12 protein-coding genes are annotated in these 15028 nt (G+C 72.5%); 5 read left to right on the top strand and 7 right to left on the bottom strand.

Annotated elements, in window-relative coordinates:
- Positions 1-55 precede the first annotated feature (55 nt).
- The gene (locus tag ACFY93_RS01390; RefSeq protein WP_391352953.1) at positions 56-460 is read left to right on the top strand and encodes a Uma2 family endonuclease; all 405 of its coding nucleotides are present in this window, start codon (positions 56-58) and stop codon (positions 458-460) included.
- Positions 461-498: 38 nt separating this feature from the next.
- Here the strand turns inward: ACFY93_RS01390 and ACFY93_RS01385 are convergent, their stop codons facing one another.
- A complete protein-coding gene (locus tag ACFY93_RS01385) occupies positions 499-1983 on the bottom strand; it encodes an FAD-dependent monooxygenase (protein WP_391352539.1) in 1485 nt (494 codons plus the stop codon).
- Positions 1984-2022: 39 nt separating this feature from the next.
- Between ACFY93_RS01385 and ACFY93_RS01380 the strand changes: the two genes are divergently transcribed.
- On the top strand, positions 2023-2673 hold the full coding sequence (locus ACFY93_RS01380) for a TetR/AcrR family transcriptional regulator C-terminal domain-containing protein (RefSeq protein WP_391352538.1): 651 nt from the start codon (positions 2023-2025) through the stop codon (positions 2671-2673).
- A gap of 12 nt (positions 2674-2685) precedes the next feature.
- Here the strand turns inward: ACFY93_RS01380 and ACFY93_RS01375 are convergent, their stop codons facing one another.
- Positions 2686-3816 carry an acyltransferase family protein gene (locus ACFY93_RS01375; protein WP_391352537.1) on the bottom strand — a complete coding sequence of 377 codons (1131 nt, stop codon included), beginning with the start codon at positions 3814-3816 and terminating at the stop codon, positions 2686-2688.
- Positions 3817-4074: 258 nt separating this feature from the next.
- Between ACFY93_RS01375 and ACFY93_RS01370 the strand changes: the two genes are divergently transcribed.
- Genes ACFY93_RS01370 through ACFY93_RS01360 form a run of 3 tightly spaced genes read left to right on the top strand, consistent with a single transcriptional unit; the run spans position 4075 to position 9584 of the window.
- Complete coding sequence (locus ACFY93_RS01370) at positions 4075-5490, top strand: glycosyltransferase family 29 protein (RefSeq protein WP_391352536.1); 1416 nt, start codon at positions 4075-4077, stop codon at positions 5488-5490.
- On the top strand, positions 5487-7829 hold the full coding sequence (locus ACFY93_RS01365) for a glycosyltransferase (protein WP_391352534.1): 2343 nt from the start codon (positions 5487-5489) through the stop codon (positions 7827-7829). The genes ACFY93_RS01370 and ACFY93_RS01365 overlap by 4 nt, the downstream gene beginning before the upstream one ends.
- 3 nt (positions 7830-7832) lie before the next feature.
- Entirely contained in the window at positions 7833-9584 is a 1752-nt protein-coding gene (locus tag ACFY93_RS01360) for a hypothetical protein (protein ID WP_391352533.1), read from the top strand.
- A 165-nt stretch (positions 9585-9749) separates the two neighbouring features.
- Here the strand turns inward: ACFY93_RS01360 and ACFY93_RS01355 are convergent, their stop codons facing one another.
- The 5 genes from ACFY93_RS01355 to ACFY93_RS01335 all read right to left on the bottom strand — a co-directional run bounded on the left by ACFY93_RS01355 (position 9750) and on the right by ACFY93_RS01335 (position 15002).
- A complete protein-coding gene (locus ACFY93_RS01355) occupies positions 9750-11018 on the bottom strand; it encodes an FAD-dependent oxidoreductase (RefSeq protein ID WP_391352531.1) in 1269 nt (422 codons plus the stop codon).
- Complete coding sequence (locus tag ACFY93_RS01350) at positions 11015-11467, bottom strand: GtrA family protein (protein ID WP_391352530.1); 453 nt, start codon at positions 11465-11467, stop codon at positions 11015-11017. The genes ACFY93_RS01355 and ACFY93_RS01350 overlap by 4 nt, the downstream gene beginning before the upstream one ends.
- A complete protein-coding gene (locus tag ACFY93_RS01345) occupies positions 11460-12521 on the bottom strand; it encodes a glycosyltransferase (RefSeq protein ID WP_391352529.1) in 1062 nt (353 codons plus the stop codon). The genes ACFY93_RS01350 and ACFY93_RS01345 overlap by 8 nt, the downstream gene beginning before the upstream one ends.
- A gap of 157 nt (positions 12522-12678) precedes the next feature.
- Complete coding sequence (locus ACFY93_RS01340) at positions 12679-14025, bottom strand: polysialyltransferase family glycosyltransferase (RefSeq protein WP_391352527.1); 1347 nt, start codon at positions 14023-14025, stop codon at positions 12679-12681.
- A complete protein-coding gene (locus tag ACFY93_RS01335; protein WP_391352525.1) occupies positions 14025-15002 on the bottom strand; it encodes a glycosyltransferase in 978 nt (325 codons plus the stop codon). Before ACFY93_RS01335 ends, ACFY93_RS01340 begins: the two co-directional genes overlap by 1 nt.
- Positions 15003-15028: the final 26 nt, after the last annotated feature.

Below are 15028 nucleotides of genomic sequence, written 5' to 3'. Positions count from 1 at the left end.
GGCTCGCACGGACTGTCGCTGACGAAGGCGTGCAGGGCGCTCGAGCGCGCGGCGGATCGAGGGCAGCGGGGCCGAATGTGTTCAGGGCGTCGGTCTCTGGCTGCCGACGCTCCCCGAGGACTTCGCGATCCCCGACCTGTCGGTCGTGGACGAGGACTTCCGGGACGCTCACGTCACGAAGAACTACTACGCCCCGAACGTCTTCCGTCTCGTCGTCGAGGTGACCTCCTCCAACTGGTCCGATGACCTCTACACCAAGGTCGAGTGTTATGCCCAGGCGGACATCCCGGCCTACCTCGTCGTGGATCGCAAGCACGGCGAGGTGCTGTTGTATCAAGGCCCGGTGGAGGGCGCCTATCCGGCGCCCCAGCGGTACGAGCGGGGTGTGAGCGTGCCGCTCCCGGAGTCCGTCGGTGTCAGTGTGGAGCTGGCCGTGGACACCCTCCTGGACGGCGGCTGACCACCCCGGCCGCCCGCCCTCCCCCTGGCGAGGTGCGGCTAGCCGACGGCGGGCGCGCCGGTCACCGCGGTCGCGTACTCCGCGAGTCCCGCGGCCGTGTCGCCCGCCCAGCCCACGTAGCCGTCGGGGCGGACGAGGAAGACGCCGGTGCCGTAGGCCTCGTACGGCGGGATGCGGACGGCGCGGACCGAGGGCAGCGGGGGCAGGGCGGTGTCCGTGCCGACCGCCAGGAGCGTCCAGTGGGGGCCGCGGAACTCGTCGAAGAGCCTGACGCCGCCGCGGCGTCCGTCCGGGGCGCGGTCACCGGCGCGCAGGGCGCCCTCGGGCAGATCCGTTCGCGTCTCCACGGTGAGCGCGGAGTCCCGGTAGCCGAGCCCGAGCTGCTGGGTGTCCCGGCCGCGCCGGGCCTCGCCGCGGTGGATCCGGGTGGACAGGCCCAGCATCCCCGCGGCGACGGGCAGCCGCTCCTCCTCGTACGAGTCGAGGAGTGACGCGGGGGCTTCGCCGTGCAGGACCGCGCCCAGCTTCCAGCCCAGGTTGTACGCGTCCTGCACGCTGGTGTTCAGGCCCTGCCCGCCCGCGGGGGAGTGGACGTGCGCCGCGTCCCCGGCGAGGAACACCCGTCCCTCCCGGAAGCGTTCGGCGAGCGCCGTGCGCGCCTGGAAGCCGGAGGCCCAGCGGATCTCGGTCACGTCGTCGGGGGTGAGGTGGGTGCGGGCGGCGACGACCTTCCGTATGCCCTCGGGCGACAGGTCGGGCGTGGTCCCCTCGGGGAAGCTCGCGACCAGCTGGAAGTCCTCGGTCCCCCGCAGCGGGCAGAGCGCCAGGAGGGTGTCGCCCGGGTTCTCGCGGGTGCCGTCCGCGGACGGGAAGAAGTGCCAGTTGGCGCGGTCGAGGCCGGTCAGGCGGACGTCGGCGACCACCATCGGCTTCGGGTCCACGGTCTCGCCGGTCATCGCGATCCCGAGCGCGCGCCGCACGGCGGACCGCCCGCCGTCGGCCGCGACGGCGTACCGCGCGCGGACCGGCGCCCCCGACGCGAACGACGCGGTCACCCCCTCCGCGTCCTGGGCGATGTCCACCAGCTCGCGGCCGAACACCACGTCCCCGCCCAGCTCGCGCAGGCGCTCGAAGAGGATCTCCTGGGTGCGCCACTGGGGCAGCATCAGCGACGCGCGGAAGGGCTCGGCCTCGCTGGGTCCGGTCTCCTCGAACAGGTGGTGCTCGCCCTGGCGCTGCCCGTCGCGCCAGATCATCCCGACCGGATAGGTGCCGCCCGCGGCGCGGGCCGCGTCGAGTACGCCGAGGTCGTGGAGGACCTCCGCGGTGCGCGGCTGGATGCCCTTGCCGCGTGAGCCGGGGAAGAGCTTGTCGCCCCGCTCGACGACGAGCGCGCGCACCCCGCGCCGGGTCAGGTCGACGGCGAGGGCGAGCCCGGTGGGCCCGGCCCCGACCACGAGGACGTCGGTCGTGCCGGCCGGGGCGATCACTCGCCCACTGTCCTTAACGTTGTTAAGTTCCATGTCCCAGAGCATTGCCTTAACGGCGTTAAACTGTCAAGCGTGGCGCAGCGGAGAACCCCCAAGCTGGACAAACGGCAGGTCGTCGGGACGGCCCTCGACCTCCTCAACGAGGTCGGCCTGGAAGGACTCACCCTCCGGGCCATCGCCAAGGAGCTGCACGTCCAGGCCCCGGCCCTGTACTGGCACTTCGAGAACAAGCAGGCCCTGCTCGACGAGATGGCGACCGAGATGTACCGCCGGATGACCGAGGGCACGCGCCCCGCTCCCGGCGCGGGCTGGCGCGAGCGCGTCCTGGAGGCCAACCGCGGCCTGCGCCGGGCCCTGCTCGGCTACCGCGACGGAGCGAAGGTGTTCAGCGGCACGCGCTTCACCGGCACGGAGCACGCCGCCGAGATGGAGCTCAACCTCCGCTCGTTCCTGGACGCCGGATTCGAACTTCCGCAGGCCGTCCGCGCCTTCACCACGGCGTACCTCTACACCCTCGGCTTCGTCACCGAGGAGCAGGGCGTCCACCCGGTGCCGGGGGAGCGGCGCGAGGGCTTCGACGTCGAGGAACGCGCCCGCGCGATGCGGGACTTCCCCCTGTCGGCCGCGTCCGGCGCCGAGATCTTCGAGAACTACGACGAGCACTTCGAGGAGGGACTGGCCCTGGTGGTCGCGGGGATCGCGGCGCGGTACGGGATCGCGTGAGCGGCGGCGTGCTCAGCGCCGGGAGCCGAGGGCCGTCCGCAGCCGCGGGGTGAGCCGGTCCTCGACGTACCGGTTCAGCAGCCAGGCCAGGGCGAGCATCGTGGCGACCGTCAGCGGCAGCGTGCCGTACGACGGGATGCCCAGCGACCGGTGGTAGGCCCCGATGGCCACCCAGCCCAGGTGCTCGTGCACCAGGTAGAACGGGTACGTCAGCGCACCGGCCGTCGTCAGCCACCGCCAGTTCACCCGGTTCAGCCACCCCAGGGCGACCGCCCCGACCGCCACGAAGGCGAAGGCGACGACGAGCAGGATGCCCGGCGTGGTGCGGTGCGCGAAGGCGCCGGGGTCCGAGGCGTTCCACAGGTCGCGCACCGCGTAGTGCTGGCCGATCAAGAAGCTCACGCCCACGATGCCCCACCCGTAGGCGTCGCGCCGGTCGCGGTGGAGGAGGTGGAGGCCGACACCGCCGATGAAGAACGGCGCGTACTCGGGCATCAGGACCAGATCGAGCATCGGCTGGTGCGCGGACTGCGCGATCGCCGCCGCCAGGGTCCAGCCCGCGCAGAACAGGATCACCCGCCGCCGGGTCGCCCCCGGCAGGACCACGCACAGCGCGAACAGCGCGTAGAACCGGACCTCGGCCCACAGCGTCCAGCACACCCCGAGCACCCGGTCGGCGCCCAGCGGCATCTGCAGCATGGTCAGGTTCAGCAGCGCGTCGCTCGGCGACACCGTCCGGTACGCCACCACCGGCAGCGCGAACACCGCCGCCACCAGCACGACCGCCGCCCAGTACGCCGGCAGCAGCCGGGACGCGCGCGAGGCGAAGAACGACGTCAGGCTCCGCCCCCACCCGCTCATGCAGATCACGAACCCGCTGATCACGAAGAAGACCTCGACGCCGAGGCAGCCGTACGAGAAGACCGTGTGCAGCGTGGGGAACTGATGCTTCGGCGAGCTGCCCCAGGCCCGGGTGACCTCGCCGCCCCGGCCGCCGTAGTGGTACGCCGCCACCATCAGCGCGGCCAGCAGCCGCAGCCCGTCCAGGGCGCGCAGCCGGGACTCCCGCCGTGGCGCCACCGGTGCCGTCGGCCCCGGCCGCGGGGGCGCGTCGGTCCTCGGACGGGCGGTCGTGCTGGTCACGGCAATCCTCTCGGCGGGCTTCGTCTGCGGGTACGGCTTTGCACGTTAGTGCGAAACGCGGGGGTGTCCCGGCCGCCGGGGAAACCCTTGTCCGCCTGGCCCCGGTGCGTTCACCCGGACGTCGTTTTGGCTTCCTAAATTCGCTCGGAATCCCCCCACGCAGTACGACATCACCGAACACCGCCTGAGCGCCGGGCGAAGACCAGGAGTGCCATGACGACGGTCCGGAAGAGACGTGCACGGGCGCGTGGAGGGGAGTTGGACGACTGCCTCCGCGCCTGCGCGGCACACAGCGGCAAACTCGTCGGCAGCGTCGACCGCCGCCGCGTCGAACTCGCCGAGCAGCTCAGGAAGCTGCTCGTCGCCTGGAGCACCGCGGGCACCGGTTCCCCCGCGCCCGCCCCGTCCGGCGCCACCGCCCTGCTCAAGCGGGCCGTCAAGGGCACCGCGTCCCCGGCCCCCGGCATCAGCGGGGAAGTGCTCGACGCCCTGCTCGCCGTCGCCAACAAGGCGCTGGAGTGCGGCTACGACGACGAACTGAACCTCGCCCTGGTCATCAGTGACACCGCCCTCGCCCAGCGGAAGAACTCCCGCGCCGGCTGGCGGCTGCGCGCCCGGCTGATGGAGGCCCTCGGCGACGAGACCGAGGCGGTGGAGGCGTACGAGAAGTACCTCACGCTCACCGACGACGACGGTTTCGGCGTCCGCGCCCGCGTCGCCGGACTGCGCCTCGCGGCGGAGCGGGAGCGGGAACTCCTCGACCTGCTGCGGCGCGAGGTCCCCGGCGCCGCCGACCACGCCGGCCGCCCCGCGACCGACGTGTGGGCCCAGGGCCTGGCCGCGCACACCGCGGGCGACCGGGCCGCCGCCGAGCCCCTGCTGGTGGGAGCGCTTCTCGCGCAGGCCGCCGAGGGCGCCCCGGTCACCGACCGGCAGGAACTGCTCAGCCAGTACCTGGACCTGCGCACCGCCGGGGGCACGGACCTCCCGGCCCTCACCGAGGCCCTCGGCCTCTACGCCGACCTGCGCCGCAACCGGATGCGCGGCCCCGTCGCCGACCCGGCCGTCGGCGGCGTGCGGTGGATCACCCTCGGCGAGTTCCGCAACCGGATCGCCGGCAGATCCGTCTGCCTGATCGCCAACTCCGGCCGCGTCGGCACCAGTGGCATGGGCGCCGAGATCGACGCCTACGACCTGGTGGTGCGCTTCAACTCGTACCGGATCGACGCCCGGCACACCGGCGGCCGCACCGACATCCACGCCACCATCCACAAGCACGGCTTCAACTGGGACCAGCGGGTCACCACCCGGCTCGTCTTCGGCGGGATGTCCGGCGACTGGAAGCACTCGCTGCGCAACCGCCTGGTGCCCGGCGCCCAGGAGTTCCTCGGCGACGAGTCGCTGCGCTGGCCCGTACGCAACATCGGAAGACTGACCGGCGACGAGTGGTCCGGCATCCCGACCACCGGCTTCAACATGCTCTGGCTGCTGGACTTCCTGGACGTCAGCCCGACCCTGGACCTGATCGGCTTCGACTTCTACGAGAGCGGCGCCTACCGCCTCCAGGAGGCGATGAAGCAGCCCATCACGTCCGTGCACGAGTACACCAGCGAGAAGGAATGGGTCATGCGGCGGGCCCGGAGCGTGACCGACATGAGGATTTCCCTGCGATGACCACGACCCTCCCGGCCCAGACAGCCGCCCCGGCCGCCGGCCCGGCCCCGGCCACCGACGCGCACACGCTCACCGGCAAACGGCGCATCGCCTTCGCAAGCTTCGTCGACGAGAACTACCTGCCCGGCTTCCTCGCCCTGCTGCGCAGCCTCGCACTGTCCAACCCGGACGTGTGCGAGGACTTCGTCGTCCTCCACGACGACCTGAGACCCGGCTCGATCGCCCGGATCCGCGCCCTGCACCCCCGCATCGTGCTGCGCCGCGTCGACGCCGACCACTACGACGCGTACAAGAAGGGCGACCAGGACAACTACCTCGTCCGCAAGGCGTACTTCATCCTCGACGTCTTCAGGATCCGCGAGTACGACACCGTCATCACCCTCGACACCGACATGGTCGTCCTCGACGACCTGGGCGAACTGCTGCGGCTGCGCGAGGGACTGGCCGCCGTCCCGCAGTTCTTCTACGGACAGCACAAGCTCAACTCGGGCCTGCTGGTCATCCAGCGCGAGTACCTGAGCGACGAGTTCTGCGCGCGGCTGGACCGCTGCGGCCGCAGCGGCGACTACGAGCTCGACAAGCACGACCAGGGCATCCTGAACTCCGTCCTCGACGGCGGCTTCGTCCGCCTCGACGCTCGCTACAACTTCGTCAAGCGGCGGCTCAGCGGCGATCTGCCCGTCCCCGAGGACACCGCGATCCTGCACTTCACCGGCCGGCACAAGCCCTGGCAGGGCGGCGAGGCCGGATACGCCCTGGCGGAGGAGCGCTGGCGCGAGTTCGAGCTGTCCGACCCCGACTTCCACGCCGCCTACCTCGCCCTGCCCGGCAGCCTCCACCCCGACCTGGTCGTCCACTACGGCACCCCGCACGTCAGGCGCACCGGCGACGTCGAGACCGCCCGCCGGGTCGCCGCCGCGCACATCGCCTCCGGCGACTACCAGAGCGCCGTGGACATCCTGAGCGGCGTCCGCATCCCGGTCGACGAGGCCTGGCCGCACGAGGTGCTCGGCCACGCCCTGATGAGCGTCTCCCGGTACGAGGAGGCCAGGGCCCGGCTGCTGCTGGCGACCGCCGCCCCCAACCGGGCCGCCACCGCCTACGCGCGGCTCGCCCAGATCGCCTGGGTGCACGGCGACGACGACGAGGCCCTGCGGTACGCCACCGCCGGCATGTCCGTCGACCCCACCCACCGCTCGAGCCGGCTGTGGGCGCAGCGCGCCGCCACCGTGCCCCCGCAGGAGCAGGGCAGCCCCGGGGACCAGCTCGCCCACGTCGCGTTCTACATGGACCGCCAGGGCAACGCGGGCGACAAACTGCTCCCCGAGAGCGTCCGGCTCGCCTTCGGCCCCGACACCACCTCCCGCCGCTGGCACCCGGTCCACGCCCACCGCCTGTTCGACGAGGCGGCGCTGCGACGGGTCAACGCGCGCCGCGGCCTCGTCATCGGCGGCGGCGGCCTGTTCATCCCGGACACCATGCCCAACGGCAACAGCGCGTGGCAGTGGAACGTCCCCGACGAACTGCTGGACCGCGTCGACGTGCCGATCGCGGTCTACGCCGTCGGGTTCAACGCCTTCGACGGCCAGTCCTACCGGGCCCACCGCTTCCGCGAGTCGCTGCGCCTGCTCGTCGAGCGGTCCTCCTTCTTCGGGCTGCGCAACCACGGCTCGATCGAGAAGGTGCGCGCCATGCTCCCGGCCCGCCTGCACGACAAGGTCCGCTTCCAGCCCTGCCCGACCACGGTCACCCGGCAGCTCGTCGCCGGCTGGCAGGACCCGGACCGCCGCGACGACACCATCCTGGTCAACGCCGCCTACGACCGGGCCGGTCTGCGTTTCGGCCACGACTACGGCCACTTCCTCGCGCAGATGGCGCGGGCCGTCCGCGACCTCGGCGAGCTCGCCGAGGTCAAGTGCGCGGCGCACTCGCTCGACGACGAGAAGCTCGCCTTCGACCTGCGCCGCGAGCACGGCGTCTCGCTGCCCGTCATCCCGATGTACGACTTCGGCAACGACGCGATCCGCGACCTGTACGCCCGCACCAAGCTGGTGATCGGCATGCGCGGCCACGCGGGAATGATCCCGTTCGGCTGCGGGACGCCCGTCATCAGCCTGATCTCGCACCCGAAGATGGCGTACTTCCTGCGGGACATCGACCGGCCCGAATGGGGCGTGTCGGTGCACGAGCGCCACCTCGCCGACCGTCTGGTCGAGCGTGCCCGGGACCTGCTCGCCGACCACGACCGCACCGTCGCCGACGTGCACGGCCGGCAGCGGGAACTGTGGAAGGTCACCGAGGCGAACGCGGCCGACCTGCGTGTCGTCCTGGGCGGCTGACGCATGGCGACCGCCCTGGCCGACGGCACGTCCTCCGAGGAGGTGGCGCGCGAGGGCGGCCGCCGGTCACGGCTGTGGTGGCCGGCGGTCGCCCTGCCCGCCGCGCTCGCGGTGGCGTACACCGTGGCCACCCGCCGCCTCACCGGCGACCTGCACCACGTCCTCGCCGCCCTGCGCACCGGCGGCGAGGCCGGCTACTCGCCGTCGGAGGTCTTCACCCACCGGCCGTACTTCTACCGGTGGTTCGTCGCCGGTCTCGACACGCTCACGTTCGGCTCGGGCGGCACGGCGGTGCGCGAGACGGTGATGGAGGCGGCGGGCGTACTGCTCGCCGCCGCGGCCGCCCTGGCCCTGTACACGGCGCTGCGGCGCCGGGTGAGCGGACGCGAGGCGGCGTTCACCGCGGGTGCCACCGGTCTCGCCCTGGCCCTGGCCCCCCGCAACGACTTCCTGCAGCCCGAGTGGGCGGCCGTGGTGCTCACGGTGGTGGCCGTGGCGGCGGCACTCGGACCGGCCCGTCCGTGGCGCGGCGCCCTGTACGCCGCGCTCCCGCTGGGGCTCGCCGTGATGATGAAGTACTCCACCGCCGCCACCGCGGCGATCGGCGTACTCCTCGTGTACACCGTGGACCGCGGGCGGGCCGTACGGGCCGCCCTGGCCGCGGTGCCCGGCGCGGTGGCCCTGTTCGGGCTGAGCCTGCTCGGCGGGACGCACGAGTGGCAGTGGACCGGGGACATGCCGCGGATCAACCAGTCGGCGCTCGGCCGCACCGGCGTCCACCCCGGCCACGTCCTCGGCCGCACCGTGGACTTCCTGGCCGACCGGGCGGTGGAGAGCCCCGTACTGCTGCTCCTGCCGGGCGCGCTGCTGCTGCTCCTGGCCCGGGTGCGCGGGCGGGGCAGGCGCACCGAACTCGCCCTGGTGGCCGTGGCCGCCGGGCTGGGCGCCCAGGCGGTCGTGGTCGTGCAGGGCAACTGGTTCCTCTACCACGGCGCCCAGATGCCCGTGCTGGCCGCCGCCCTGTGGGGCCTCGCCGTGGGCGGCGCCCGCCGCTCGCCCCCCTGGTGCTTCGCCGCCGTCACCCTGCTGTACGGGGCGCTGCCGGTGCTGTACGCGCGGGCACCCGAGGGCGCGCAGCGGCCGTACGTCGTGTGGGCGGCAGGTCTGCTGGCCCTGCTCGCGGTCGGTGCGGACGGGCTGGTGGAGGCCCGTGGGCGGACGGCGGCGAAGAGCGCGGCAGACCGCCCCGGGCGCCCGCGGACCGGGCCGGCGGTACTGGTCGCCCTGGCCGGTGTGGTGTGCGCGGCCGCGAGCGACTGGCCCGGCTCCCCGCACCTGGTCCTGCACGGCAAGGTCACCATGACCAACGCCGGTTACCTGGACGGGATGCGGCGCACCGAGCGGGACGCCGACCGGCTCCGTGACCGGATACCCGCCGGCGCCCCGGTGCTCTACCTCGCCTTCGGCGACACCACGTACTACGTCGGCCGTCCCGCCCGGTGCCGCTACCCGGTCGCCACGTTCCTCCAGCGCACCCGCTACCTCGCGGACGTCACCGGCCTCGACTCGTACAAGGAGAACGCGGACTGCGTCGACCACGCGCCGGCCCCGTACGCGGTGCTCGACCGGGCCTGGTTCCGGCCCGGGAACGTCGACCCGGTCCTGTGGCGGCGCGTCACAGCCGTGTACGACTGCCCGCCCGCGAGCGCGGGGACGAAGACGGTGCTGTGCGTACGCGGGAGCGGCACGCCGTAGGACGGTCCGTCCCGCGGCGAAGGGGCCCCGGTCGCCGGCCGGGGCCCCTTCGCCGTGCGGACCGTCTGCCGTGCGGACCGTCTGCCGTGCGGACCGTCTGCCGTGCGGACCGTCTGCCGTGCGGACCGTCTGTCGTGCGGACCGTCTGCCGTGCGGACCCGGTCCTCAGCGCAGCCCCAGGGACGCGGTCACCTTCCTGGCCAGCTCCACCGAGTAGCTCTGGCCCCGGTCCTGCGGGTAGATCTGCGCCATCGTCAGCAGCGTCACCCGGCTCATCGGGGTCTCGTGGCCGGGGATCAGCGAGCGGTACGCGGGCGTGACCACGGGCTGGGCGAAGCCGGCCCTCGAGAAGTGCCGGGCCTTGATCCAGGACGGGTCGAAGTCCGGGTTGATCCGCCGCAGATACGGGACGAACGCCTGGAGCAGCTCGTCCGGTCCGGTGGTGAACCTCCAGTCGTCGCGCTCCACGTAGTTGCCGACGTAGAGGATGTGCCGGCCGCCGTACACGGACGGGTCGATCATCCGGGTGTGCTCGACCACGGCGAGGAACGGGAAGTCCGGCTCGTTGATGTTGAGCCAGTAGTACGGGATCACGCTGCGGTCCAGCTCCAGCACGAAGCAGGTCGCGCCCAGGTACTGGTTGCGCCACACCGTGTCGTCCGCCGGCAGTCCGGCGGCCCTGGCGAAGGCGGGCTGCGGGGTGGTGACGATCAGCCGGTCGAACGCGTAGCGGGAGCCGTCCGCGCAGGTCACCACGGCAGGCGCGGTGTCGTCGTCCTGCCGGATCGTCTCCACCGCCTTGCCGAACTCCACCTTGCCGCCGCGCTCCTCGACCCCGTCCCGCAGCGCCGCGTACACCCGCGCGAACCCGCCGTCCACATAACCGAGTTCGAACGTACGGCAGTGGATGCGGGCCCACAGCCAGGCCATCGACACCTGCTCGGCCCGGTCGCCGAACTTGCCGCGCAGCAGCGGCTCCCAGATCGCCTCGGTCGCCTTCTTCCCCGCCCGGCGGCGCAGCCAGGCGAGGGCCGCGAGGTCGTTGTACCGCTCACCGTCGCGCACCGCCTTCAGCATCGCCGCCGACCCGGCGAACCGCACCGCGTCGAGCGGGGAGAACTCCGGGAAGCGCAGCATGTCCAGCGGGGTGGTGAAGTCGGTCAGCCGGCCACCGCGGTAGACGCCCGTGGCCGGCTTGTGGAAGCGCAGGGCGTCCCCCAGCCCCAGCTCCTCGATCAGGGAGATCATCGCCTTGTCGCTGCGGAAGATGTGGTGGTAGTAGCGCTCCAGCGGTACACCGGCCGCCTCCAGCGAGGCGGCGAGGCCGCCGAGTTCGTCCGCCGCCTCCAGGACGGTGACCTGGTGGCCGGCCCGTACGGCGTCCCATGCGGCGGTCAGGCCGCTGGCACCCGCGCCGATGATGCCGAGGTTCATGCGAAGCTCCACTTTCTGTTGAGCACGAACTGGAGCGCCAGCACCAGCGGCAGCGAACCCGCCTTGACCAGGTTGGCGTCGATCCCCAGCGCGTCGGTGAAGGCGAGGAAGAGCAGATACGTCAGGGCGATGCCGGTCAGCCCGACGGCGTAGAAGCGCAGGAGGCGCACCACGATCCGGTCGCGCCGCTCGAAGGTGAACAGCGCGTTGAGAACGAAGTTGTTGGCGATGCCGAGCGAGGTGCTCAGGACGTTGGCGATCTGCTCGTCCATCGCCCACACGTTGTGCAGCAGCAGGAAGGCCACCATGTCGAGGGCGACGCCGCTGCCGCCGATCAGGCTGTAGCCGACCAGCTGGCGCACGGTGCGGGCCGGGCCGTCCGGTGCCGCCTTCGCCGCCTCCGGCCCGGCACAGGCCGTGGAGGCGGCACCGGCCGTGGTCTCAGTCATCGGAGCCGGGACCGCCCCGCCGGGCGCCGTGCACGTCGCGCACCAGGTACAGCGGGCGTCCCTGCGCCTCGCTGTAGATGCGGCCCACGTAACTGCCCAGCACGCCGAGCGAGAGCATCTGGGTGCCGCCGAGGAACAGGACGACGACCATCAGCATCGTCCAGCCGGAGACGGTGATGTCGGGCCGGAACGCCTTCATCGCCAGCGCGTACACGATGCCGGCCAGGGACAGCGCGAGCACCACGAAGCCGAGCCGGGTGATCATCTTGAGCGGCACCGTGGAGAAGCTGGTCATCCCGTCGACGGCCAGCCGGGCCATCTTGCGCAGCGGGTATTTGGTCTCGCCCGCGAACCGCTCGTCGCGGTCGAACGCCACCTCGGTCTGGCGGTAGCCCATCGACGCGACGATGCCGCGCACGAAGCGGCTGCGCTCGCGGTACTTGCGCAGTTCGTCCGCGACCCTGCGGTCGAGGAGCCGGAAGTCCCCGGTGTCCAGGGGGATGTCGACCTCGGTGGAGGAGCGCAGCACGCGGTAGTACAGATGCGCGGTGGTGCGCTTGAAGACGGTGTCCTGCCGGCTGCGGCGGCGGGCATGGACGATCTCGGCGCCCTCCTGCCAGGCGTCGACCAGGTCGAGACTGACCCGTGGCGGGTCCTGGAGATCGGTGTCCATGACGATCACCGCGTCGCCCTCGGCGAGGTCGAGGCCGGCGGTGAGCGCGATCTGGTGCCCGAAGTTGCGGGCGAAGTCGACCACCCGGACCCGGTCGTCCTTCTCCGCGAGCTCCCTCAGCAGGGCGAGCGAACCGTCACAGGAGCCGTCGTTGACGTAGATCAGCTCGGTGTCGAGGTCCGGGCGCCCGGCGAGGGCGGCGGTCAGTTCGGCGTGGAAGGCGGCGATGCCGTCCTGCTCGTTGTAGACCGGCAGCACGTACGAGACCAGCGGGCGCCGGCCCGGCCCCGGCTCCACCGGCGCCGACGCGACGGAGACCGGGGCCGGCCCGCGGGAAGGGGCCGGAGCGTGCACGGGCGGGCGTAGGTCCTGCTGCGTCATAGCGGCCCGCCCTCGAACGCGAACGGAGTGGAGGAAAAAGCTGTTTGGGGCATTGATGGAAGCTATGGAGCGTTCGTTAACCTCGCCCCAACGCCCCGCGTCGGAATGCCGTCGTCCCCGTTTCTCTTCGCTCCCGCTCCTCCTCGCCGGTACGCCCTCAGCGCCGCACCGCCTTCCGCAACGCCCGCGCCCGTCGCACCACCCGGCGGGCCGTGGCGTTGCGGGGCAGGAACGCCAGGCGCTCCGGGATGCCCCCGGGCAGGCCGAGCGAGGTCAGCCGCCTCTTGTGGAAGTAGCGCCGGGTGCGCGCGCCGAGGTGGCCGGAGAGGAATTGGGTGGCGGCCGGGCGCAGCGCCGGGTGCAGCCGCGGCTGCATGGCGAAGCCGACCGCGGTGACCAGTTCGTTCAGCGTGTCCGCCGGCACCGGCTCCTCGCCCGCGCGGCCCTCCAGGTCGGGCAGCAGCGCGTCGGCCAGCACCACCGGGACGCGGTTGCTGTTCTGGTACGGCGTCAGCCGGCCCAGGAGCCGCTCCGTACCGGTCCGGGCGACCGGAAGGCCGTAGAACGCGGAGGCGGTGAACAGCGCGGTGGAGAAGCAGCCGACCACGAGGGCGGGCCTGGCCGTCTCGAACAGCACCTCGGCGAGCACCGGCGTGTCCAGCACCGTGAGCGCCACACCCAACTTCTCCGCCTCCGCCTCCAGGGCGCGGCCGTAACGGGCGGGCGCGGTCGGATGCGGTTTGAAGACGACCGTGCGGTGTCCGCGCGCGACGGCCCCGCGCAGCATCCGTACATGCAGGTCCTCCTCTTCCTCGGCGGAGAGGATGTTCAGCGCCGACAGGTACTGGCCGAGCAGCAGCGCCGCTTCGACGGGCACCTCCGGCAGCTCCGGCAGTACGGCCGCGGTGAGGCGGCCCAGCACCGTGCGGAAGGCGGGCGCCGGCACCAGGTGCGCGGGCACGTCGAACTCGGTCAGCAGCAGCGGCGTCAGCCCCGGCACCAGGTCCAGGTGGAGCAGCCGGCGCACCCGGCCGCCGACCAGCGGGTCGAGCTTGTTGCGGGTGGGGCTGTAGCTCATCAGCCCGTCGGCGTAGACGTCGATCGGGGCGTCGGTGAACAACTCGGCCACGGTGAGCGCCGGAGCGACCTGGAGGGACTCCAGGACCAGCTCCACGCGGTCCTCGCCCAGGTCCCACAGCAGCCGCAGATGCCGCTCGAACAGCGGGACGTCGTCCGGACGCGGTGCCCAGGCGCCGGGGTGGAACGGGCTGATGGCCTCGTTCCAGGACAGCACGGCGTCGAAGTGGTCCCGCAACGGGGCGAAGCCCGGCATCGCGTCGAGCGCCGGGGTGGTCTCGGGCGTCGTCGACGTGTTGCACACCAGCAGCAGGCGGCGGTCGGCCTCGCCGAAGAGGCCCGACTCGATCGCGGCGGCCAGGGTGGCGGCGCCGTACAGGGTCGAGGCGCAGAAGATCCGGGTGGTCCTCCGGGTGGTACGGGGCATCAGGCGGCCGCCTTCGCTGTGATGACCCGGCGCCGCAGCCGCCGTAGCCTGGACGATCGGTGCGGATCCATGGTGTCGAGCACGTCGCCGAGCGCGTCCTGCGGCATGCGCTGGATGGCGGCCGCGCTCATCGACCGCAGCGCCTTGGCCACGGCCGGCTCGAACTTGGCCTCGTCCGAGAGGTGGTGGGCGATGATCGCGCAGTACGTGCGCAGCGCCTTCGGCAGCAGCCGATCGGCGTCGGGGTCCGCCGCGGTCTCCTCGATCACCTGGTCGAAGGCCCGGATGAAGTCGAGCTGGCGTACGTCCCCGATCTGGGTCAGGGACGAGGCGACGCCGCGCCGGTAGAAGACGCCGAGCAGGCCGACCACGGCGAAGGAGTCCGCCCCGCGGTGGAGCCTCCAGATCCAGGGGCGGTCCTCGGCGGTCCGCAGCCCGTCGGTGAAGTGCAGCAGGCCCCGGTCGGCGAGCCGGCGGTGGTAGATCCCCGCCCAGGCGTAGGCGTAGTCCACGGACGTGGACCGGTCGGCGGGCAGGATCGCGTCGCGCGGGTTCATGACGACGCCCCGCCGGCCGTGCGGGACCCGGCGGACGGAGCGGGCGCGCGCCGTGCACTGGACGTGGTCCGTGCGGACGAAGTCGCAGCCGAGGTCCTCGATGGCGGCCAGGAGCCGGTCGTAGTGACCGGGGGCGAGCCAGTCGTCCCCGTCGAGGAACGTGAGGTATTCGCCGCGCGCCGCGTCGATGCCCGTGTTGCGCGCGGTCGCCAGCCCTCCGTTCTTCTCGTGTCTGACATGCACCACGCCCGGGAGTTCGCGCGCCGCACGCGCGAGAATGTCCGGGGTCGAGTCGGTGGAACAGTCGTCGACGAGAATGAATTCGAAGCCGTCACGCGCGTTCGCGCGCAGGCTCCTCAGGGTGTCGGGCGCGTATTGCCGCACGTTGTAGAACGGCACGATGACGGAGAGCTTGACCACCCGAGCGACGTTAGGGTCCGGCCCGG

It is taken from the genome of Streptomyces sp. NPDC008313 (assembly GCF_042956125.1).
In the GTDB taxonomy this organism is placed as follows: domain Bacteria; phylum Actinomycetota; class Actinomycetes; order Streptomycetales; family Streptomycetaceae; genus Streptomyces.
The sequence above is the reverse complement of the archived record's forward strand: the minus strand, read 5'-3'. Positions and strand labels throughout refer to the sequence as shown.